Here is a 21996-nt window from a genome sequence, read left to right as displayed (position 1 = left end):
CCCTACTGGGACTTATCCGCCAACTCCGGTGCGCGGGGGTGGCGGAGGCCGGGGTGGTCGGGGGGCAGCGACTTGCGCAGGACCGCGGCGCTGGCGGCGACGACAACCGCGACCAGCGGCCAGGAGAGCGCGACCCGGGAGACGGCCAGGGCGGTGACGCTGCCGGTCCACCAGAACAGCGCGAACACCGCCGTGCGGAGGGTGTACTGGAGGAAGACCCAGACCCAGCTCGCCCGGCTGTAGGCGCGGAGCAGGTCCGGATCGCGGCGCCAGCGGGTCTTCTGGCCGAGGATGGTGCCGACCACCACGCCGAGCAGCGGCCAGCGGATGAGGATGCTGATGGCCCAGGCGAGCGCGCTGGCGATGTTGGAGAGCAGTTGGACCACGAAGAAGTCCTCGCCCCGCCCGGTGATCAGCGCGACCAGGGACCCGGCGACCACGGCCAGGATGCTGCCGACGACCGCGGTGACCTTGCCGCCCCGGTTGAGCCGGAAGGCCGCGACGAGGGTGGCGGCCAGCAGCGCGGCCGCGGCACCCCACTCGACGCGGTTGCCGGAGACCAGCCAGCCCACCGCGAAGGCCAGGGGCGGGATGGTGGCGTCCACCGCGCCCCGGCGGCCACCGAGGAGCTCGGACAGCGAATCGGATCGCGCGTCGGTCACCCGCCCAGACTGCCGCACGCCGGTTTGGTTAGGTAGCCCTAACCAGCCCTTCCCGCCACCGCCTACCGGCCGTGACGTGTGGTGTTCGCTTTGTGGTTGTGGCCAAACAAGTAGCGGCCCGTGGGAATGTCGGGGCATCCTACGTGTTTAGTTGTTGTAGGGCAGGTTACGGCCGGGTGCGCGAAGGGGAGGGCGGCTGTGCACGGGTGGGACAGCTGGATCGCCGTCGGGGACAGCTTCACCGAGGGCGTTGGGGACAAGCGCGACGACACGGCGCCGGGGGGCGCGGAGGAGTACGTGGGCTGGGCGGACCGGCTCGCCGAGGTGATGGCCGACCAGCGGCCGGGTTTCCAGTACGCGAACCTGGCGCTGCGCGGCAAGCTGCTGCGGGAGATCATCGACGAGCAGGTGCCGATCGCGGTCGCCGAGCGACCCGATCTGGTGACGTTGTGCGGGGGCGGCAACGACATCATCACCCCGGGCACCGACGTGGACGACGTGGGCGCGCTGTTCGACACCGCGGTCGCGGCGCTGCGCGCGGCGGGCAGCGAGGTGCTGATCTTCACCGGGCCCGACCCGAAGGTGCAGCCGCTGCTGCGCCGGGTGCGCGGCAAGGTCGCGATCTACAACGGACACCTGCGCGCGATCGCCGAGCGGCACGGCGCCAAGGTGGTCGACCTGTGGTCGATGGGCGTGCTGCACGACCGCCGGTCCTGGTGCGACGACCGGCTGCACTTCTCCACGGAGGGTCACCGCCGGATCGCGTTGCGGGCCGCGGAGGTGCTCGGTGTCCCGGTCGTCGAGGACTGGCGGGAACCGCTGCCGATGGAGCAGCGCAGGCCGTGGTTGCAGCTGCGCCAGGACGACATCACCTGGACCACGACCCACCTGATCCCGTGGGTGCGCAGGCAGATCCGCGGCGAGTCCCTGGGGGACGGTCTCGCCCCCAAGCGGCCTGAGCTGCGACCTTTCCGCGCGGACACACGGGTTTAAGCCCCAACCCCCGAGGAAGGCCGGAAACGACGACCGGCCGGCTCTCCCTCCCCCGAGAGTGCCGGCCGGTACATCGGGCCGCATCCCCCATGACTCTCCCGCCGCGGCCCTGGGTGACCGTGGCGACAGTCACCCTGGGCGGAAAGCGTGCCGGCCGTCGCACCCGGACGGCTAAGCGTTCACTAAACGTCCTTGGACAGTGCCGCCAGTCCCGCTTGGACGGCGTCGGCGGCCGGTGACTGCACGAGCCGGTACAGCTCCAGCGCCAGGGTCAGCTCAACCCGGGCGGCACCGACGTCGCCGCGGTCGCGCAGCACCCGGGCCAGCACCTCGCGGGCGAACGCCTCGGTGAGGTCCAGACCGTGCGCCTCGGCCGTCGCGATGGCCTCGCGGGCGTGCAACTCGGCCGCCTCGGCCAGGTCCAGCTCGTGCTCCAACTCGGCCAGGTTGGCCAGCGCGTGGCCGACGAAGCCGTGGTCGCCGACCTCGCGGAAGATCGCGACCGCCTGCGCCTGCGGGCCCACCGCCTCCGACGGCGACCCGAGGTTGCGGTGCACCTGGGCGATGTTGTTGAGCAGGTTGGCCTCCCCCAGCCGGTAGCCCGCGCGGCCGGAGAGCTCCAGCGCCTTGCGGTACCCGGCCAGCGCCTCGCCGTAGCGCTTCTGCCCGTAGAGGGCGCCCGCCACGGTGTTGAAGCCCATCGCCATCAGCTTGGAATCACGCAATTCGGTCGCGATCGCCACCGCGCGCTCGGCGTCGGCGACGGTCTCGTCCTCCTGGTCGAAGCGGGTCAGCAGCACGCACCGGCTCAGCCGCATCAGCACCTCGCCGCGCCGGTCGCCCGCGGACCGCGCGGACTCCAGGCCCAGCCGCAGCACGTGCTCCCAGTCGTCGCGCCGGGAGCGCACCCGGCGGAAGTCGCCCGCCATCCTGGCCAGCTGCCACACCTCGGTGTGCAGGCCCGCCTTGGCACCCGCCTCGGCGGCGGCGATCAGGTTGGGCCACTCCCGCTCGAACCAGGCCAGCGCCTCCTCGCGGCCCGCGATCCGCGGTCGCGGCACGTCCTGGTGGCCGTCGGCGTAGTCCAGGTCGTCGGCGACCGCGCGCAGGTGCCTGCGGGCGATGTCGGCGGCGACCAGGTAGTAGCGCAGCACCACGGGCAGCAGGTCGACGTCAGGCCCCAGTTCGCGGGCGTAGAGGCGGACCAGGTCGTGCATGCCGAACACGTCGAGGTCGGTCTCGGTGACCAGGAACAGCGCGGCCAGCGCGCGCAGCCAGTCGCGGGCGGCGGCCACCCGGTCGTCCTCGCCCGCGACGGCGGAGTCGTGCGGGCAGCGGGCGACCATGGTGGCCAGCAGGTGCGGGCCGACCGTGGGGCCGGGCACCGCGCCGAGCAGCCGCAGCGCCTCGGCCTGGGCCGCGTCGAGGCCGCCGTAGGTGAGGTCGAGCGCGGCGCGCACGCCGGTGTCCACGTCCTGCACCCGCAGCGCGCTGAGCCGGGTGTGCTCGTCGGCGAGTTCGTCGACCAGCTCCTGGAGTGACCACTGTGGACTGACGACCAACCGGGCGCCCGCGATCCGCAGCGCCAGCGGCAGGTGGCCGCAGAGCTTGGCCAGCCGGGCGCGCAGGTCGCGCTCGTCCGCGGCCGGTGGCCCGGCGGCGTGCGCGATCACCGCCTCGGCCTCCTCCGGCGGCAGGGTGTCGAGCACGCGCAGCGCGGCGCCGTCGGTCACCAGGCCGTCGAGCCTGCGCCTGCTGGTGACCAGCACCATCGCGCCGGGCGCGCCGGGTAACAGCGGGCGCACCTGGTCGGAGTCGCGGGCGTCGTCGAGCACCACGAGCAGCCTGCGGTCGGCGAGCAGCGAGCGGTAGAAGGTGACCCGCTCGGTCAGGTCCTCGGGGATGTGCTCGGCGGCCACGCCGAGGGCGAGCAGGAACCGGGCCAGCACCTCGGCGGGCTCGACCGGCTCGTGGTCCGGGTCGAACCCGCGCAGCGCGGCGTAGAGCCTGCCGTCGGGGAACTCCCCGGCGGCCCGGGTGCCCCAGACCACCGCCAGCGCGCTCTTGCCGACCCCCGCGGGCCCGACCAGTACGCCGATTGCGGGCGCGGTGCCGTCGGCGCCGAGGCGGACGTCGTCGAGCCAGCCCAGGTCCGGCTCGCGGCCGGTGAACCCGCTCGGCGCGGCGGGCAGCTGCGCCGGGGTGAGCACGCCGACCCGGGGCGCGACCACCGCGGGCGGGCGCGACTGGAGCAGCGCGGTGTCGTCGCGCAGGATCCGGCTGTGCAGCTCGCGCAGACCGGGACCGGGGTCGAGGCCGAGTTCGCGGGCGGCGCGGTGGGCGAAGCGCTGGTAGATCTCCAGCGCGGCGGCGCGCCTGCCGGAGCGGTAGAGCGCCAGCGCCAGCTGCCCGACCAGGTGTTCGCGGAACGGGTGGGTGTCGACCAGGGCGGCGAGTTCGCCGATCACCTCGTCGTGGCGCCCGAGTTCCAGGTCGGCGTCGATGCGGGCCTCGAGCACGGTGAGCCGCAGTTCGGCCAGTTCCGGCGCGCGCACCCGCCCGCCGATGCCGGAGAGCTCCGGTCCGCGCCACAGGCCCTGGGCCCTGGCCAGCAGTTCGGCCCGCTCGGCGGCGGGCCTGCCGCGCGAGGCGGCCAGCAGTTCGCGGGCCAGCGCGACGTCGATGCGGGCCTCGTCGACCACCAGCCGGTAGCCGGGGCCGGAGGTCTGGATCCTGGTCTCCCGCGTCGGGTCCACTGTGGACATCCAACGGCGCAGCCTGGACACGTACCCCTGCACGATCGTCCGCGCGGTCGCGGGCGGTTCGTGGTCCCAGAGCACGTCCATGACGCGCTCGACCGAGACCACCTGATTGGGCTCCAACAGCAGCATCGCCAGCATCCCACGCAGCCCCGGCCCCCCGGGGACCAGCGTGTTCTCCCCCACCAGCGCGCAAACCGGGCCCAGCACGCAAAACCGCGGTCCGGATTGCTCCGGACGCGCGAGCGCGACATGCGCCACTCGGTACCACCCCCCGATCGGACCGGCTCCCCTAAGCCGGTTTCAGCGCTCCCTATGACAAACCTAGGACGAACCGGCAACCGGCGGACCGAAAAGCGCGGTCGTCAACCGTATGGCGTAACGCGAAGTGGGGTCGGCGAATAACCGGCCTATCCGCGAATGGGGGCACACAGACCGCAACAGCGGGGAAACGACAAAGGCGGGTGGGGATCACCGCTAGGAAGGACGAAGTGGTGCGAATACGACACCCGGCGTATTCGCTACCGGAAGGTGGGCGAGCCCCGCGGAATTGGCCCGCCGATGCGGACCGGCCCAGCCCAGGGTGGCCGCACATGGGTCGGCCCCGCACGCACCGATTCCCGGGTCGGTGGGCGGGGCCGTACTCCGCGGTGTTGGTCAACAGCACGTCGGGTCCACCCCGAGTGGGACCCCGACCAGCTCTCGATCAACCGGCCGCGGAGCGCACCCGACGATAACACTCAGGTCACGTAAGATCACAAGGGGGTCACCCCCGGTCATCTCGACGCACGAGCCAACTAGCGGCTCAGCGGTGTGAACGTGCGGGCGGCGATGAAGTCCGGTCGCGGCGCCGGAGCGGCGAACGGGTCCACCAGCGCGTTCTCCGCGGAGTTGAAAACCACGAAGATGTTGGACCGGGGAAACGGCGTGATGTTGTTCCCCGAGCCGTGCATGATGTTGCTGTCGAACAGCAGCGCCGAGCCCGCCGGACCGGTGAACTGGTCGATGCCGCACTCGGCGGCCAGCGCGGTGATGTGCGCCCGGCTGGGGACGCCGATCTCCTGCTCGGTCAGCGAAGCCCTGTAGTTGTCGGCCGGGGTCTCCCCCACGCACGGCACGAACGTGCGGTGCGAGCCGGGCATGACCATCAGGCCGCCGTTGAACGGGTAGTTTTCCGTCAACGCGATCGACATGCTCACCGCGCGCGGCGTCGGCATGCCGTCCTCGGCGTGCCAGGTCTCGAAGTCGGAGTGCCAGTAGAAGCCCTTGCCCTGGAAGCCGGGCATGTAGTTGACCCGGCTCTGGTGCACGTAGACCTCCGAGCCCAGCACCTGCCGGGCCCGGTCGAGCACCCGCGGATCGCGGACCAGTTCGGCGATCAGGCCGCTGACCCGGTGCACCTCGAAGATCGAGCGGACCTCGGCGGAGGCGCGCTCGACGATCGTGCGCTCGTCGGCGCGCAGGGCCTCGTCGCGGGTGAGCCGGTCCAATTCGGCGCGGAACGCCTCGACCTCGCCCGCGCTGAGCAGGTTGTCGTAGACCGAATAGCCGCGCGCCTCGTGCGACGCCAGGGTCGCCGGGTCGATCGGGCCGTCGACGCCGGGGTGCACCGTCGGCTCCGGCCGGTCGGTCAGGCCGAGCGGCTCGGCGGTGCGGGTGCGGTAGTGGTCCTCGATTCGGACGTCGGCGATGGTCATCGGTCCTCCTCGGCGGTCGGGGTGCCGGTCACCGGTCCTCCTCGGTGATCAGCGGGTAGACGCCGTTCTCGTCGTGCACCTCCCGGCCGGTGACCGGGGGGTTGAAGACGCAGAACGTGCGCATCCGGGTGATCGGGCGCAGCTGGTGGCGCTCGTGCCCGTCGAGCAGGTACATCGAGCCGGGGCCCAGCTTGTGGGTCTCGCCGGTCTCCTTGTTCAGCAGCTCGCCCTCGCCGTCGATGACGAAGACGGCCTCGATGTGGTTGGCGTACCAGAAGTCGTTGACCGCGCCCGGGTACAGCGTGGTCTCGTGCACCGAGAAGCCGACGCGGTCGCCCCCGAGGACGATGCGTTTGCTGCGCCAGTTCGCGGTCTTGACGTCGCGGTCGGTGTCGGTGATCTCGTCGAGCGTGCGGACGATCATCGTCGGCCTCCAGGTCGCTCAGCTCAGGGTCGCGGACACCGAGTCGGTCAGGATCCGCAGGCCCTCGTCGAGCTCGTCGTCGGTGATGGTGAGCGGCGGCATGACCTTGGCGACCTCGCCGTCCGGGCCGGAGGTCTCCATGAGCAGGCCGCGCTCGAAGGCGTGGCGGCACACCTGACCCGCGGTGGCGCCGTCGGTGAAGCGCAGCCCCCTGGCCAGGCCCCGCCCCTTGGCGCGCAGGTCCGCGCCCGGGTAGCGCTCGGCGATGCCCAGCAGTACCCGCTCGACCTGTTCGCCCTTGGCCAGCGTGCCCTTCTCCAGGGTGTCGTCGGTCCAGTAGGTGCGCAACGCCTCGCTCGCGGCCACGAAGGCCGGGTTGATGCCGCGGAACGTGCCGTTGTGCTCGCCGGGTTCCCAGACGTCGAGCTCCGGCTTGAGCAGGGTGACCGCGAGCGGGAGACCGAAGCCGCCGATGGACTTGGACAGGCAGACGATGTCCGGGGTGATGCCCGCGGCCTCGAAGCTGAAGAACGGGCCGGTGCGGCCGCAGCCCATCTGCACGTCGTCGACGATCAGCAGCATGCCGTGGCGTTCGCACAGGTCGGCCAGGCCCTGGATCCACTCGATGCGCGCGGCGTTGATGCCGCCCTCGCCCTGCACGGTCTCCACGATCACCGCGGAGGGCTCGTTGAGGCCGCTGCCGCTGTCGGCGAGCAGGCGCTCGAACCAGAGGAAGTCGGGCACCCGGCCGTCGAGGTAGTTGTCGTAGGGCATCGGGGTGGCGTGCACCAGCGGGATGCCCGCGCCGCCGCGCTTCATCGAGTTGCCGGTCACCGAGAGCGCGCCCAGCGTCATCCCGTGGAACGCGTTGGTGAAGTTGACGACCGACTCGCGGCCGGTGACCTTGCGGGCCAGCTTCAGCGCGGCCTCGACGGCGTTGGCGCCCGCCGGTCCGGGGAACATGACCTTGTAGTCGAGGTCGCGCGGGCGCAGCACGATGTCGCGGAAGGACTCCAGGAAGTCCCGCTTGGCGACGGTGTTCATGTCCAGGCCGTGGGTCACCCCGTCGCGCAGGATGTAGTCCACGACCGCCTGTTTGAGCACCGGGTTGTTGTGGCCGTAGTTGAGCGCCCCCGCACCGGCGAAGAAGTCCACATAGGACTTGCCGGACTCGTCGTACATGTGGGCGCCGACGGCGCGCTCGAACACCACGGGCCAACCGCGGCTGTAGCTGCGCACCTCGGACTCAAGGGTCTCGAACACGCTCATTCATTTCTCCTGGCGAGGTTTCAGACCGGGACGGTCTCGCGGATCCGGGTGAACGGGCCGATGCGGTAGAGGTCTTCCGGCTCGTGGTCGTCGGGGAAGTGGGCCTCGGCGAACAGGTCCGCCCGCCGCAGGCCCACGCCGAGTCGCTCGGCGAGGGCGCGGAACAACGCGATGGAGGCGCCGTTGCCGGGCGAGATGGTGGTCTCCAGGTTGCGCACACCCTGCGCGGCCATGCGGTCGATGAGGTGGTCGAGCAATCTGCCCGCGATGCCCTGACCGCGCTGGTCGGCGTCGACGGCGATCTGCCAGACCACGACCGTCTCCGGCTCGGTGGGCCGGACGAACCCGATGACGAACCCGACGGGCCGCCCGTTCTTGGTGGCCACCGCGGAGGTCGCGGCGAAGTCGCGGCACCAGAGCAGGTAGGCGTAGGAGGAGTTGAGGTCGAGGGTGTGCGAATCGCGGGCGATCCGCCACAGCTCGGAACCGTCCGCAGTGGACGGTTCAGTGATGGTGATGTCGTGCGTTTCCCCGGACATACTCAGGAAACGTAACAGCGGCGCCGCGGGCGGACCGGGCGAGCGGTTTGCCGACACGCGGGTTTACCTGGGGATACACCGGATCACCGGTGAGGAGGGCAACAGGACGGTTGCCCTCCTCGTCGGTGGCGTGTTAACGGATCAACCGGACGTCCGGGAGGATTGCCACAGGTCGATGCCGGAGTCGACCGCGTACCGGTCGATGGCGGCCAACTCGTCGTCGGTGAACGGCGGCGCGTCGCGGGCGGCGAGGTTCGCTTCCAACTGGGCCACGGAACTGGCGCCGACCAGGGCGGACGTCACCCGGCGGTCGCGCAGGACCCAGGAGATGGCGAGCTGGGCGAGGGACTGGCCGCGGCTCTTGGCGATCTCGTTGAGACCGCGCACGCGCGCGAGGTTCTCGTCGGAGAGGAGCTCGGTGGAGAGCGAGGACGGGCGGCTGGCGCGGGAACCTTCCGGGATGCCGTCGAGGTAGCGGTCGGTGAGCAGGCCTTGGCCGAGCGGGGAGAAGGCGATGCAGCCGGACCCGAGTTCGTCGAGGGTGTCGAGGAGTCCCGCTTCCACCCAGCGGTTGAGCAGCGAGTAGGACGGTTGGTGGATCAGGAGTGGGACGCCTGCGCCACGCAGGATCTCGGCTGCTCGGCGGGTGGCGGATGGGGAGTAGGAGGAGACGCCTACGTAGAGGGCTTTTCCTTGCTGCACTGCGGAGATGAGAGCGCCGACGGTTTCTTCGAGCGGGGTGTCGGGGTCGAAGCGGTGGGAGTAGAAGATGTCTACGTAGTCGAGGCCCAGACGGGTCAGGGATTGGTCCAAAGAGGACAGGAGGTACTTGCGGGAGCCGTGGTCGCCGTAGGGGCCGGGCCACATGTCGTAGCCCGCCTTGGTGGAGATGACCAGTTCGTCGCGGTAGGGCTTGAGGTCGGTGGCGAGGACGCGGCCGAAGTTGGCTTCGGCGCTGCCGTACGGGGGGCCGTAGTTGTTGGCCAGGTCGAAGTGGGTGACGCCGAGGTCGAAGGCGCGGCGGAGGATGGCGCGGGAGGTGTCGAGGGGGCGGTCGTCGCCGAAGTTGTGCCAGAGACCGAGGGAGATCGGGGGGAGCAGCAGCCCGCTCCGCCCACAACGGCGATAAGCGGTGTCGTCGTAGCGGCTGGCGGCGGCCTCGTACGGCATGGATCTCCTTCGCTCGCGGATCCCCGCCACTCCCCAGCGGGACTCCCAGCCAACGGTACCCACGGGTGGCGCTAGCCGCCGTCAGATGAGGGTGCCCTGGCCCTGTTCGATCATGCGGGCGTAGAGGACTTCCTCGTTGATCTCCAGGCGGTTGATGACGCGGAGGGCGGCGACCACGGCGTCGCTGACCACGCCGGGTTCCACTTCGCCGTAGGAGAGGTGGATGGCGCCGTCGCTGTCGAGGTCGGTGGGGCCTCGGTGGATGAAGGTGAAGACCTCCGCCTTCCACCTGGGCACGGTGAGGGTGATGGACTCTTGGCGCACGCGGTCCAGGAGGACGCCGTGGGTGGGTTCGCCGAAGAGGGCCGCGTAGAGCAGGTCTTTCGCGAGGCGGAGGAGGTCTTCGCCGTGGGCGGTGCGCTGGGCGGGGCCGATCATGGCGCCGCCCGGCGGGGGCGGGTCGACCAGGCACGCGCTGGTGTCGAACGCGCCAAGACGCGCCGTGTGCTCTGCGAGTACCTGCTCGTCGAGGGTCAAGGGGCGCGGTAGGTGGCCCGACTCGCCGGGGCGCTGGGCCGGTACCCCACCCAACCTCGCCGCCGCCTCGGCCAGGAGTTGGTCGACCAGCCACTCGCGGGGCTGCGCCATGAGCCGGGCGCGCAGGGCGGGCAGCACGTGCCCGGCGAGATCGGCCTGGGCGCGGCGGACCATGTCGTCGAAGTCGGACATGCGGCGAACCTACCGGCGGCGCCCGCGCGGCCGGGGGTGCCGGGCGCGGGGTGTCACCCGTTGGGGACGCACGCCACTTGATAGGTAAGGGTCGCCTAACTTACTATCGGGGTACCGGTCGACGAGGAGGCGAATCCGTCCACAGTGGAGACTCTTGTCGGTCCACCCGTGCTCACCCGTCCGCAGCTGCGGTGCGCGCTCGACCCGGGCGACACCGCGGCCTTGCTCGGCGCGGCGCCCGCGCTGTACGCCACCGACACCGCCGACCTCCTGCGTTCCGCGCTGGTCGTCGCGGTCGCCGCGTGGGGTCCGCGACACGGCGCCGCGTTGTCGGTGCCCGGGCCCGGCGGGCTGTCGGACACGGTCGGCAGGCTCGCCGCGGCACCCGCGGCCGGGACCGTCGGCTTCGCCTTCCGAGCACCCGCCGGCCAAACGCACGCCATCGACGTGCGCGCCGAGATCGAGGACGGTCTGGTCACCGCGACCTGGACGTGGTGCGCCGCGTCGTTCGCCGAACGCGCGGTCGCCGACCTCGCCCGGACCTGGTGCGCCGCCCTCGCGGGCTTGGCGGCGGAAGCGCGCCGAGTTCTCCCGTTGCCGACAGACGCGCCCCGGGACGTGGAGGTGGTCATCGCCGTCCCGGGCGACACGAACGATCGAGCGGTCCGACAAGCGCTTGCCGGACTGGCTTCCGCGCACCCAATTCTCACCACCGGTCGACGCCAAGTGGGAACACGGGCGTACGCCGCCCCGGGCGCCGGGGACGCCACCGGCGCGACCGCTCCCGAGTGGACTTCACTGGTCCGGTTCGCCCTGGTCAGGCCCAGTTCGGCCGACGCCAGACTGATCATCACCGGGGACCCCGCGGTGGTCGGCGCGGACACCGTCGAAACCCTCGCCGACGCCCTGCGCCGGGTGTTCGGAGGAGATGCCGGCCACGTCCGGCCGTCGCCCATGAACTCCCCATGAGTCGCTATTTAGGTTAGCCTTACCTGGTTTTGGCCGATCGACGAAGGGACCGCGAGTGACCAGCGAGGTTCTGCCGCACGAGGTGCACGACATGGTCGGGATCGGCTTCGGACCGTCCAACCTGGCGCTCGCGATCGCCGTGCGCGAGCACAACGAGCGCACCCCCGACGCACCCGTGCGCGCGGTCTTCCTGGAACGCCAGGCCGCGTTCGGCTGGCACCGCGGCATGCTCATCGACGACGCGACCATGCAGGTGTCCTTCCTCAAGGACCTGGTCACCATGCGCGACCCGGCCAGCGACTTCAGCTTCCTGTGCTACCTGCGCGACCGCGACCGGCTGGCCGAGTTCATCAACCACAAGACGATGTTCCCGCTGCGCACCGAGTTCCACGACTACTTCGAGTGGGCCGCGGCGCGGGTGTCCGACCAGGTCCGCTACGGCGCGGAGGTCGTCGCCGTGCGCCCGGTCGAGGTCGACGGCGAGACCGAGTTCTTCGACGTGCTCTACCGCGACCCCGAGGCGCCCGACGAAGCGGTGACCTCGGTCCGCGCGCGCAACATCGTCATCGCGACCGGGCTGCGGCCGAAGCTGCCCGAGGACGCGGTCACCACCGACCGGGTCTGGCACAACATCGAGCTCATGCACCGCGTCGGCGCGCTGGCCAAGTCCGACCCGCACCGGGTGCTGGTCGTCGGCTCCGGGCAGAGCGGCGCGGAGACCGTCGCCGAGCTGCACACGGCCTTGCCGCGCGCGCAGGTCTGCGCGGTGTTCTCCCGCTACGGCTACGCGCCCGCGGACGACAGCCCGTTCGCCAACCGGATCTTCGACCCGCGCGCGGTCGACCACTTCCACGGCGCGTCCGAGGACGTCAAGCGGCTGCTGCTGGACTACCACCGCAACACCAACTACTCCGTGGTGGACATGGACCTCATCGAGGACCTGTACCGCCGCGAGTACCGCGAGAAGGTCACCGGCCGCAAGCGCCTGGACATCCGCAACGCCTCCCGGGTCACCTACGCGCGCGAGACCGACGAGGCGGTGTACGTGACCATCCAGTTCCTGCCGACCGGGGAGACCGAGACGCTGGAGTGCGACGCGGTCGTCTACGCCACCGGCTTCCTGCCCGCCGACGTGTTCGGCCTGCTCGGCCGGGCCGCGTCGGTGTGCGAGCAGGACGCGGACGGCCGCCCGGTCGTGGACCGGGACTACCGGCTGCGCACGGTGCCGGGGGTGCGCGCGGGCATCTACGTGCAGGGCTCCGAGCACAGCCACGGCCTGACCGCGACCCTGCTGTCGACCACGGCCGTGCGCGTCGGCGAGATCCTGGACTCGGTGGTCAACGGCTCTCCCGAGCCCGCCCCGGCGGCCGTCGAGACCTCGTCCGCCGCGCCCGCGGTCCAGGGCATCACGGCGTAGCCCCCGGACGCGCGGAGGGGACGAACCACTGGTCCGTCCCCTCCGCGTTCACTTCCCGCCGGGCTGCACGCCAGTTGCTAAGGCCGGGTCGCCGTGACCGGCGGTTCGGTCACCGTCGCCCGGGGACCCGTCACCGTCGTGGGCGGTTCGGTCACCGTCGCCCGGGGACCCGTCACCGTCGTGGGCGGTTCGGTCACCGTCGCCCGGGGACCCGTCACCGTCGTGGGCGGTTCGGTCACCGTCGTCCGGGGACTCGTCTCGGGCCCTGGCGGCTCGGTCACCGTCGGCTGCGGACCTGGGGTTGTGAGCTCCGTCGTGGTGACCAGCGGGGGCGAGCCGCCGTCGGCGGGGGTGACCGGTGTGGCCGCGCCGATCCCGTTGAGCAGCACGCCACCCACGACGAGCAGCGCGACCACGGTCGCACCGCCACTCGCCGCGACGGTCATCCGACGCTTGCGCGTCCGGCGGGCGCCGAGCACGACGGCCTCGGTCGCGCCGGGGCGCACCGGCACGTCGAGCCGGTCGTCGGCGAAGAGCCGCCGCAGCCGCGCGTCCACCTTGTCGAAGTCCTCGGAGTTCATGCCGTGCCCTCGCCTTCCCAGGTCGTCGCCAGCACGCCGCGCAGCGTCGCCATGGCCTTGCTCGTCTGACTCTTGACCGTGCCCGCGGTGACCTTCAGCGCCCGCGCGATCTCCACTTCGGACAGCCCGTCGTAGTAGCGCAGGACGATCACCGCCCGCTGGCGCGGCGGGAGTGTGCGCAGCGCCTGCCACAGCGGTTCGTTCTCGAACGCGTCGCGCGCGCCCGCGGCGACCGTGTCGGGCACCTCGGACACCAGGTTCTCCCGCCGGGTCCGCCGCCACCGGCTGACGTGCGCGTTGGCCATCGCCCGCCGCGCGTACGCCATCGGGTCGCCGTCCTTGCGCAGCACCGACGCCCACCGCGCGCCGACCTTCTCCAGCACCCCTTGGACCAGGTCGGCCGCGTCGTGCGGGTTGCCGGTCAGCGCGTACCCGTAGCGCAGCAGCCCGGGCATCGCGGTGCCGACGAACTCCGCGAAGTCGGCCAGGTCGCCGGTGGCCGCCGTTCCCCCGATGCCCTGGTCGGCGAGCGCGGTCACCTCCGTCCCCCGAGCTTCGCCCGGGCGGGGAAACCGGTTCGGTGCAAAGACATCCGCTCTCCTTGATCCCCTACGGCCCGGTGTGGGCCGCTGACACCAGGAGCACGCTCGGTCGCGGCCACCAGTTGCCCTCGTTATCTCACCGTTACACAAGTCCCGGTGCTGTTCGTCCTCCGCGAACCGCCCGGTCACACCGGGCGACCTGTCGGTGCGGGTTAGTACGTTGGGGCTATGGCAACACTGGTCACCTTCCACGCCCACCCCGATGACGAGTGCATCAACTGCGGTGGCGTGATGCGCAAGGCCGCCGACGAGGGGCACCGGGTCGTGCTCGTCGTGGCGACCCGCGGCGAGCTCGGCGAGGTGGAGGACGGCTTCCTCGCCCCGGGCGAGACCCTGACCGAGCGGCGCGTCGACGAGACGCACAAGGCGGCGGAGATCCTCGGCGCGTCCCGCGTGGAGTTCCTGGGCTACACCGACTCCGGGATGATGGGCGAGCCGACCAACGACGCGCCCGGCACCTTCTGGACCGCCTCGGTGGAGGAGGCGGCGTCCCGGCTCGCGGCGATCCTGGTCGAGGAGTCCGCGGACGTGCTCACCGTCTACGACGACAACGGCGGCTACGGCCACCCCGACCACATCCAGGTCCACCGGGTGGGCCTGCGCGCCGCCGAGATCGCGGGCACGCCGCGCGTCTACCAGGCCACCGCCAACCGCGACGAGATCAAGCGCGGCATCGAGCGGGCCAGGGCGGCGGGCGACGAGACCTTCGGCCCGCCGGAGGACTTCGAGATCGGCAAGCCCGAGGCCGAGCTGACCGGCCGGGTCGACGTGCGGGCGTACCTGTCCGCCAAGCGCGCCGCCATGCGCGCGCACGCCAGCCAGATCAGCGAGGACAGCTTCTTCCTGGCCATCCCGGACGAGGCGTTCGCGGGCTCGTTCGGCACCGAGTGGTTCATCCGCGCGGGCCAGGGTCCGGGGATCACCGAGACCGACATCATGGCCGGGCTGTAGCCGGTTGCCGGAAAACGGCCCCGGAGCCGAGTGCTCCGGGGCCGTTCGCGGCGCGCACCGCCCGCGTTCACCCGGTGTTCGACCACGTCAGGTGGGAACCGCGGGCGAATCCCCTCGATCGCCGAGTTTTCCCCAGGCTGGGGACAGCCCTGTGCATAGATCCACTTCTGATGGCGGCTTGACAACGCGTCGGTCCACACCTGTCCACAGGCGCAATAACCCGGGCGCGTGTGGTCCGGCGAACAGTGGGTCATTTCGGGTGACCGATGAGGCTAGCCTAAGCAAGGCGAGGCTAACTACGGCGAGACTTCCGGGAGGGACCGCATGCGGGTCGTGATGTTCGGTTTTCAGACCTGGGGGCACCGCACCCTGCAGGCGCTGCTGGACTCCGAGCACGAGGTGGTCGCGGTCGTCACGCACCCACCGGGCGAGGGCGTCTACGAGAAGGTGTGGAGCGACTCGGTCGCCGACCTGGCCGCAGAGCACGGCGTCGAGGTCATCGTGCGCGAGCGGCCGGACGACGACGAGCTGTTCGACCGGCTGCGCGCGATCGACCCGGACGTCATCGTGGCCACCAACTGGCGCACGTGGATCCCGCCGCGGATCTTCACCCTGCCCAAGCGCGGCACGCTCAACGTGCACGACTCGCTGCTGCCCGCCTACGCCGGGTTCTCCCCGCTGATCTGGGCGCTGATCAACAACGAGCCCGAGGTCGGCGTGACCGCGCACATGATGGACGACGTGCTGGACGCGGGCGACATCGTCATCCAGCGCGCGGTGCCGGTCGGCCCGCGCGACACCTCGGCCGACCTGTTCGCCAAGACGCTGGCGCTGTTCGGCCCGATCACCGTCGACGGCCTGGCCGAGATCGCGTCGGGGCGCACGGAGTTCACCAAGCAGGACCGGTCCAAGGCGAGCTTCTTCCACAAGCGCGCCGCGGAGGACCTGCGCATCGACTGGACCTGGTCGGCCGACGAGCTGGACCGGCTGGTGCGCGCGCAGTCCGCCCCGTACCCGAGCGCGTACTGCTTCCACCGCGGCAAGCGGCTGGAGATCGTCGAGGCGCGGGTCTCGGCGGCGAAGTACGGCGGCACCAACGGCCGGATCTTCTACCGCGAGGGCGACGGCGTGGCGATCGTGTCGGGCCCGGAGTCGCGGCGCGGGCGCAACCACGCGCTGCTGGTGACCCGGGTGCGCACGGCGGACGGCGCGGAGCTGCCCGCGCACGAGTACTTCAAGCACATGGGCGGGTACCTGACCAGCAGGCCGTAGTGCCCCGAGGCACTAGGAGCTGATGGCCGCCACCGCGTTCGACAGGTCGCTCACGGCGGTGGCCACCGGCTCGACCGGCGCGACGAGCTTGACCAGCGTGTCGAGCAGCCGCGCCAACCGTCCTTTGTCGACGGTCTCCTGCCCGAGCTCGTCGGCGACCTCTTCGGTCACCTCGGCGGCCTCGGGCGGGAGGTCGTCGCGCGCGGCGAGCAGCCTGCGGATGGCGTCGACCAACTCGACCGGGCTCTGTCCCGTGTGGACCTGCGCGTTGTCGCCGATGGCCACCGGTCCGGTGTTGACCGTGCCGCCGAACACCTGGAATCCCTTGTTGACGCTGGGGTTCTCGCTCATCTCGCCTCCGCGGTGCTGCTGGCCTGCGCCTGGTCGCCGACGGCGAGCGCGCCGACGTTGCTGGTGCCGCCGGTCTGGATGACGCCCTGGTTGAGGATCGTGGTCTGCCTGCTGCGCAGCTCGGCGGTGTCCACGCCGCGCTCCTCCAGGAACTCGATGACCGCCTCCAACACGTGCTGCTCCACCAGTTTGACGCCCTTCTCGGCGTCCCGGCGCTGGAACTGGTTGTAGAAGTTGCCCCCCGCGGCGGATTCCCGGACCGAGAAGGCGGTGCCGTAGTCGAACAGCTGGTCGTCGAGTGCTTGGTCCTGTTCGCGGGCGGCCTGTTTGCCCAGGACGCGGCCGAGCAAGGCGTAGCGGACGAGCGCGAACGGCGCCGCGGGCAGCCTGCCGATGGCCGTGCCGATGGAGCCGAGGAACTTGTCGACGAACTCGTGGGGTTTCACGACCTCCACGCCGTGCTCGTCGATGCGCAGGTTCGAGCCGATCGGCCGGAGGACGGCGCGCTCGCACTCGGCGTGCAGCATGTGGCCGTTGGTGGAGAAGCGGAGGAACGTGCTGGCGACGACCAGGCCACCCCACGAGGGGACGTGCGCGACGAGGTAGCAGCGGGCGGCGTCACCGGGGTCGGCGACGATCTCGTCCACCAGGTCGTGGTCCAGGGAGGTGTCGGGGACGTGGGTGCGGTCGGGGAGGAAGCGCTCGTCGAGGGAGGTTCCGTCGACGAAGACGCGTTCCTCCACCGCGACGGTCAAGGGATCGCCGATGCCGTCGGGGTCGCCGATCGCGGATAGGCGGTGGCGGACTCGGGTGGTGAGTTCGTCGGCCGCGAAGGGGCGGAAGTCCCGCTTCGCCACGTGATCGCGCGACGGCCGGATGGGCAGGGAGAAGGACCAACCCGCCTCCGCTGCCCCGTACCCGACGAACGGGCGGAACCCGCTGAACACGGTGACGTTGCCGCGCTCGGCCGCCTCGACCTCCCGGAACCGCTGAGCCGTCCACGCGGGCGGCGGATCGGGTTCCCCGGCACCGACGGCGAACTCCTCCGGGTCGAACAGCTCGTGCACCCGACGGCGCAGGGTGTACCAGTGGTGGGTGAGGAGGGCGGCGCCACCGAGGAGACCGGCGATGAGCAGCCACCAGCTGATGATGACCAGGAGGACGGTGGCGATGAAGGCGAGGAGCAACCGGACCTCGAGGTCCATCCGCAGGCGGTAGACCGTGAGGGCGTGCCGGAGGACGAGCGTCGTGGAAACCCCAGGAGAGGTCGCGACGGCACGAACGCGGGAAGAGAGCAGGTTCCGCACGACGCGGTCGGCGAACCAGGGCTCCCAGTAGACGGCGCCGCACAGGAGCCTGGTCGCCTCGGTGGGGCCGTGGGGCCAGCTGTCCAGGTCGGCCACTGGGCCCGCCCCCTTGTGGTGGGTGTGCTTCTTGATTGGTCGTTGGGCGTTTCTTGTGAAATAGACGAAACCAGCGGCGAGTGCGCCCAGGGTGATGCCGAATAGGGCGCTGGAGGTGATTGAGGAGATCAGGGCGTAGGCGAAGTCGGATTCGCCTTCTTCGAGTCTCAGGTCGCCGATGAAAGTGTCGAAGCAGATCAACCAGAGTGTGTGACCCGCCGCCGCACCCAGTCCGATCGCCACGGCGAGCCAGCAGGCTCTGCGGGCTTCGGTGCCGGGCGCGTAGCGGTCTACCAGGACTACGGCGGCTAGGACGGAGAGGAGGAAGAGGAGCGGGGAGATGAGCCAGATGCCGTCGAGGTCCCAGACCGGGGGCAGCGCGAACCGGATCCACTTGGGGAGGTCGGCGCCCCAAACAGCGGTGTTGCCCAGCACGAGTTCGTAGACCAGGACAAATCCGAAGCCCCTGATGACGAGTCGCCCCACAGGGCGAAGCTAGGGGTGGGGGTGGGGGCGGTCAACAGGGGTCACCCATTTGCCGAGCGGGCAAAGCTAGGAGCGAAGGCGAGTAAGACTCACCAAGCTGCGGGTCGATCACCGGATCTGCGCCACTCCATTTGACCGCTTCGCGCACAATGCAAGCCAGGCCGCCGGGCCGCGAATCTCCACATTTGAGCGAAGGTTCGAGCGGCAAATCCCCATGGCCGATCATTCGGTTTCGACCGCATTGCTGCCGGAGGGCCCCACCCATCGGGTGGGGCCCCTTCTCACGTCTGGGAGCGGAGGGTTCGCAGGCTCAGGGCCGCGCGGAGGCGGCGGAGGCGGGAGACGTCCGCGCCGAGTTTCTTGCGCAGGTCGTCCACCGACTTCCAGTAGGTGGCGGCCGTGGCGTCCGTTGGGTCTGCGGGGCCGAAGACCGTCGCGTCGGCGGCGCGGGCTACCGGTAGGGCGTTGCTGCCCAGCACGGTGGCCTGCTCCGGGCGGGTCAGACCCGCCGGGACCGCAGTGCCCAGGTCTCGGGCCCGGTCGATGACCTCCTGCCACCCCGACGCCACCCGGGCGGCGGGGGCGCCGTTCCTGCGGCGGCGGCTGCGGCGGATCGCTTTGCCGCCGATGATGACCGTGCAGATCAGGGCGATCAGCAGGATCGGGGGACCTGCCCACGCCAGCACCGTGGACAGCCAGCCCGGGATCTCCCACGTGTCCTCACCCTTGACCGACGGCGACCGGCCGACGTTCGGGTCCACGCGGCTGGAGTCGGTCAGGGAGCTCGGGGGGTGGACGGTGTTGGGTGGGGGGACGACCGAGGCGTCCGTGTTCTCGTACTGCTGCGGGGGGATTCGGTCCGGCTTCTTGCTCCGGTCGGGCATGAACTCGGTGTTCATGATCTGCGCCCACCGGCCGTCGGTGAGGTGGACTTCCACCCAGGCCTGGACGTTCTCGCCCTTCACCACACCATCCGGGCCCGGGCGGGCACCCAGGACCACGCGGGCTGGCATGCCCAGCTGATTCGCGATCAGGGCGAAGACCGACGCGTACTGCTCGTCGTCGCCGACGGGCTTCTGGGCGTTCAGGAAGTTGGTCAACCGGCCGACGCTGTGGCCGGGGAGGTACTCCGTCTCGCCCGGGCCGCCGTCGCTGTAGGCGCCGTTGTTCTTCAGGTACGCGGCGACGGCCTTCAGCTTCGTGCCGAGGTTGCTTTCCTTGCCCGACCACGTCCCCGCCTTGGCCGCGACGAACGTGTACGCCGACGACGGGAGCCCGGGGCGGCCGTAGGGCTGCGGATCGTCCGGGACCTCGACGGTGTCCACAACGGTCTCGACCGTGTACGTGTCGCCGGTCTTCAACCGGTCCGCGACGATGCCCGACGTGGTCGACAGGTTGTACCGGAAGCTGTCCGAGTGCGTACCCGCCGTCACGCCGGTGAAGCGGACGGCCGTCGGCGACCCCGGTGTCGGCAGCCACGCGTTGACGTCGACCGCCGACGCGTAGGCCTCGCCGATGGTGACCCGCACGGTCGCCGTCCGCCCGTCACCGACCGCGGGGATGCGGGACCCGACGCGCTGGAAGCCCTGGCGGGCGGTGCCCGGTTCGGCGGACTCGCCCGAGGCCGCGCCCCAGACGGTGCCGGAGTAGTCGTCGAGGGTGGCGATGCGGACCAGGGAACCCTCGGGGAGACCGGTGACGGTGAACAGTTCCTGGTCCCACAACTGCTTGGCGTTCTTGGTGTACTTGCGGAACCCCACCAGCGGGCTGGCGTACTCCCGGATGTCGAACGGCGGCGTCACGTAGTCCCGCAACACCGTCCGGTGCCCCGCAACCCCCGGCAGGAACGGCACCGCGACCACCGCGACCGCCCCCACCAGACCGACCAGCGCCGCACCCGTCACCGCGCGGGTCGCGCGACGCGCCCCGTCCCGCAGCGGGCGGCGACGACGGCGCGCGCGCACGGACGTCCAGATCAAGGCCACCAGGGCGAAGGCGCCGCCCTGGATCTCCGGCCAGTCCGGCTTCGACGTGCCCAGCAGCGCCACCGCGACGAGCACCACCCCGGGCACGATGACCGGCGCCGCGCTGACCTTCACCCGGCGCGCCAAGGCGAAACCGCCCGCGCCGCAGACCAGGCCCAGGATGTACGGGATCGCCAGCAGCGGACCGCTGGCCTCGACCGGCGGCAGCGTGGTCAGCAGCTGCTTCCAACTGTCCACACTGGACCGAACGAGTGCTTTCGCGGTGTCCAGGTCCGGCACGACCCCCGCGATGGCCTGGTCGCGCATCACCAGCGCGCCACCGAACAGGAAGTACGCGACAACCGTCAGCGCCGCGACCGTGATGACCGGCCAGCGCCAGTAGTTGCACAGGTGGGCCACGAACAGCCCGATGCCCAACCCGGCCAGGCCCGTCCACAGGAACGGCAACCCGGTGTAGCTGGTGGTGAACCCGGCCAGCGCCACCGCGAACAGCAGCGCCAGGCACAGCGCGTCCGCGAGGTCGGCGCGGGTGAGGAAGGGGCGTTTGCTCATCCGAGCGGTCCTCCAGCGAGCACGGCCCGCAGGTCGGTCAGGTCGCGCACCGAGGCCACGGTCAGGCCGGGGCCCTCGGTGATCCCGGCCTTGCCCTCGGCGGACACGGTGATCGCGGCCCGGCGGATGTCGGACGGGAACTGGCCGCACGCGCGCAGCAGGTCCGCGTAGGAGCGCGACCCACCGGCCACCAGGACGACGACGGTCGCGTCCGGGGCCAGGCTCGCCGCGCGGGTGGCCAGGTCGTCGAGGCCCATGGTCACCGGGCGGACCCGGGCCAGGCCGTCGAGCGCGCGCTGGGCGGTGGCGTCGTGCACGACCTGGCCCGCGGCGAACAGCGTCAGGTCGATCTCGTCCTCCACCGCGCGCAGCGCCAGCGAGGCCGCGACCGAGACCGCGGTCTCGAAGTCATCGGGGTCCGGGTAGGCGGACACGTCGCCGTCGACCGCGACGACCAGCCGCGCGCGGCGGGTGTCGAGGTACTGGCGGACCAGGAACTGCGCGCCGCCCTGCCCGCCGGTGGCCAGCTTGGCCGACGAGCGCCAGTGGATGTGGCGGCGGTCGTCGCCGGGGGCGAACTCGCGCAGGGTGTGGAAGGCCAGGTCGCTGGTGGACAGGTCGGTGGTGGTGTAGCCCTCGAGGTCGCGGAGCATGCCCGCGCCGATCGGGCCGAGCGGCACGGTGACCGGGTGCACGAACAGCTCCTGCACGCTCCCCCACGACACCGCGCGGCGCAGCACGCCCAGCGGGTCGCCGCGCACGGTGACCGCCGGGCCCACCGCGATGACGCCGCGCTTGTCGGTCGGGATCGGGAACAGCTCGCGGTGCACCTGACCGGTGCCCAGCGCGGGCACCTCCACCACGTGCACCTCGTCGTCGACCGCCAGTTCCAGCTCCATGGCCAGCATCCGGCCGGTGGTGCGCCGACCGGCGACCTCCACCACGCACGCCGCCTCGGCGCCGACGACGACGCGCTCCTTCTCCAGCCCGAACCGCACCGCCAGCGCCGCCCGGCCCACCGCCCAGAACAGGCTGACGGCGAACACGAGCACGCCCGCGACACCGGCCACGACCAGCTCGGTCCAGCCGACCACGCCACCGGCGACCCACGCCAGCACCGAGCAGACGGCGACGGTGATGCCCATCGGCGTCACCGACCGCAGTGCCTCCAGAAACCCGTCCACC

19 protein-coding genes are annotated in these 21996 nt (G+C 71.4%); 5 read left to right on the top strand and 14 right to left on the bottom strand.

Annotation, left to right across the window (positions count from 1 at the left end):
• Window positions 1-2: 2 nt before the first annotated feature.
• Window positions 3-662 (bottom strand): DUF3159 domain-containing protein, encoded by a 660-nt coding sequence (locus V5P93_RS02585; RefSeq protein WP_245931104.1) that lies wholly within the window; start codon window positions 660-662, stop codon window positions 3-5.
• Window positions 663-860: 198 nt separating this feature from the next.
• Here V5P93_RS02585 and V5P93_RS02580 point away from each other — a divergent pair, with 198 nt between their 5' ends.
• On the top strand, window positions 861-1655 hold the full coding sequence (locus tag V5P93_RS02580) for an SGNH/GDSL hydrolase family protein (protein WP_104477667.1): 795 nt from the start codon (window positions 861-863) through the stop codon (window positions 1653-1655).
• 182 nt (window positions 1656-1837) lie between these two features.
• Here V5P93_RS02580 and V5P93_RS02575 read toward each other — a convergent pair whose 3' ends face one another.
• From V5P93_RS02575 to V5P93_RS02545, 7 genes are all read right to left on the bottom strand, one after another.
• On the bottom strand, window positions 1838-4624 hold the full coding sequence (locus V5P93_RS02575) for a BTAD domain-containing putative transcriptional regulator (protein ID WP_146107942.1): 2787 nt from the start codon (window positions 4622-4624) through the stop codon (window positions 1838-1840).
• A 587-nt stretch (window positions 4625-5211) separates the two neighbouring features.
• Window positions 5212-6111: an ectoine hydroxylase gene (gene thpD / locus V5P93_RS02570; RefSeq protein WP_104477671.1), complete on the bottom strand. Its 900-nt coding sequence runs from the start codon at window positions 6109-6111 to the stop codon at window positions 5212-5214.
• A gap of 28 nt (window positions 6112-6139) precedes the next feature.
• A complete protein-coding gene (locus tag V5P93_RS02565; RefSeq protein WP_104477673.1) occupies window positions 6140-6535 on the bottom strand; it encodes an ectoine synthase in 396 nt (131 codons plus the stop codon).
• Window positions 6536-6553: 18 nt separating this feature from the next.
• Window positions 6554-7804 carry a diaminobutyrate--2-oxoglutarate transaminase gene (gene ectB, locus V5P93_RS02560; protein ID WP_104477675.1) on the bottom strand — a complete coding sequence of 417 codons (1251 nt, stop codon included), beginning with the start codon at window positions 7802-7804 and terminating at the stop codon, window positions 6554-6556.
• Between the two features lie 20 nt (window positions 7805-7824).
• Window positions 7825-8343 (bottom strand): diaminobutyrate acetyltransferase, encoded by a 519-nt coding sequence (ectA, locus tag V5P93_RS02555; protein WP_104477677.1) that lies wholly within the window; start codon window positions 8341-8343, stop codon window positions 7825-7827.
• A 141-nt stretch (window positions 8344-8484) separates the two neighbouring features.
• Complete coding sequence (gene mgrA, locus V5P93_RS02550; protein ID WP_104477678.1) at window positions 8485-9513, bottom strand: L-glyceraldehyde 3-phosphate reductase; 1029 nt, start codon at window positions 9511-9513, stop codon at window positions 8485-8487.
• An 81-nt stretch (window positions 9514-9594) separates the two neighbouring features.
• On the bottom strand, window positions 9595-10242 hold the full coding sequence (locus V5P93_RS02545; protein WP_104477680.1) for a hypothetical protein: 648 nt from the start codon (window positions 10240-10242) through the stop codon (window positions 9595-9597).
• Between the two features lie 168 nt (window positions 10243-10410).
• Here V5P93_RS02545 and V5P93_RS02540 point away from each other — a divergent pair, with 168 nt between their 5' ends.
• Window positions 10411-11211 (top strand): hypothetical protein, encoded by an 801-nt coding sequence (locus V5P93_RS02540; RefSeq protein ID WP_181043343.1) that lies wholly within the window; start codon window positions 10411-10413, stop codon window positions 11209-11211.
• Window positions 11212-11302: 91 nt separating this feature from the next.
• Window positions 11303-12628 (top strand): lysine N(6)-hydroxylase/L-ornithine N(5)-oxygenase family protein, encoded by a 1326-nt coding sequence (locus V5P93_RS02535; protein WP_104477850.1) that lies wholly within the window; start codon window positions 11303-11305, stop codon window positions 12626-12628.
• Between the two features lie 77 nt (window positions 12629-12705).
• Here the strand turns inward: V5P93_RS02535 and V5P93_RS02530 are convergent, their stop codons facing one another.
• Window positions 12706-13209: a hypothetical protein gene (locus tag V5P93_RS02530; RefSeq protein ID WP_374065240.1), complete on the bottom strand. Its 504-nt coding sequence runs from the start codon at window positions 13207-13209 to the stop codon at window positions 12706-12708.
• Window positions 13206-13748, bottom strand: coding sequence for a SigE family RNA polymerase sigma factor (locus V5P93_RS02525; protein WP_281261645.1), 543 nt, complete (start codon window positions 13746-13748; stop codon window positions 13206-13208). The genes V5P93_RS02530 and V5P93_RS02525 overlap by 4 nt, the downstream gene beginning before the upstream one ends.
• 231 nt (window positions 13749-13979) lie before the next feature.
• On the opposite strand from V5P93_RS02525, the gene V5P93_RS02520 reads away from it, so the two are divergent.
• Both V5P93_RS02520 and V5P93_RS02515 read left to right on the top strand, forming a co-directional pair.
• Entirely contained in the window at window positions 13980-14762 is a 783-nt protein-coding gene (locus V5P93_RS02520; RefSeq protein ID WP_104477688.1) for a PIG-L family deacetylase, read from the top strand.
• Window positions 14763-15086: 324 nt separating this feature from the next.
• Complete coding sequence (locus tag V5P93_RS02515; RefSeq protein WP_104477690.1) at window positions 15087-16034, top strand: methionyl-tRNA formyltransferase; 948 nt, start codon at window positions 15087-15089, stop codon at window positions 16032-16034.
• A 12-nt stretch (window positions 16035-16046) separates the two neighbouring features.
• Here the strand turns inward: V5P93_RS02515 and V5P93_RS02510 are convergent, their stop codons facing one another.
• The 4 genes from V5P93_RS02510 to V5P93_RS02495 form a co-directional block, all read right to left on the bottom strand.
• Window positions 16047-16385, bottom strand: a complete 339-nt coding sequence (locus V5P93_RS02510; protein WP_104477692.1) for a hypothetical protein — start codon at window positions 16383-16385, stop codon at window positions 16047-16049.
• Window positions 16382-18274 (bottom strand): hypothetical protein, encoded by a 1893-nt coding sequence (locus V5P93_RS02505; protein ID WP_104477694.1) that lies wholly within the window; start codon window positions 18272-18274, stop codon window positions 16382-16384. Before V5P93_RS02505 ends, V5P93_RS02510 begins: the two co-directional genes overlap by 4 nt.
• Window positions 18275-18555: 281 nt before the next feature.
• Complete coding sequence (locus tag V5P93_RS02500; protein ID WP_104477696.1) at window positions 18556-20811, bottom strand: transglutaminase-like domain-containing protein; 2256 nt, start codon at window positions 20809-20811, stop codon at window positions 18556-18558.
• Window positions 20808-21995 (bottom strand): DUF58 domain-containing protein, encoded by a 1188-nt coding sequence (locus tag V5P93_RS02495; protein WP_146107943.1) that lies wholly within the window; start codon window positions 21993-21995, stop codon window positions 20808-20810. Before V5P93_RS02495 ends, V5P93_RS02500 begins: the two co-directional genes overlap by 4 nt.
• Between the last annotated feature and the right edge of the window lies 1 nt (window position 21996).

This window comes from Actinokineospora auranticolor (assembly GCF_041897805.1).
Classification (GTDB): Bacteria; Actinomycetota; Actinomycetes; order Mycobacteriales; family Pseudonocardiaceae; genus Actinokineospora; species Actinokineospora auranticolor.
The sequence above is the reverse complement of the archived record's forward strand: the minus strand, read 5'-3'. Positions and strand labels throughout refer to the sequence as shown.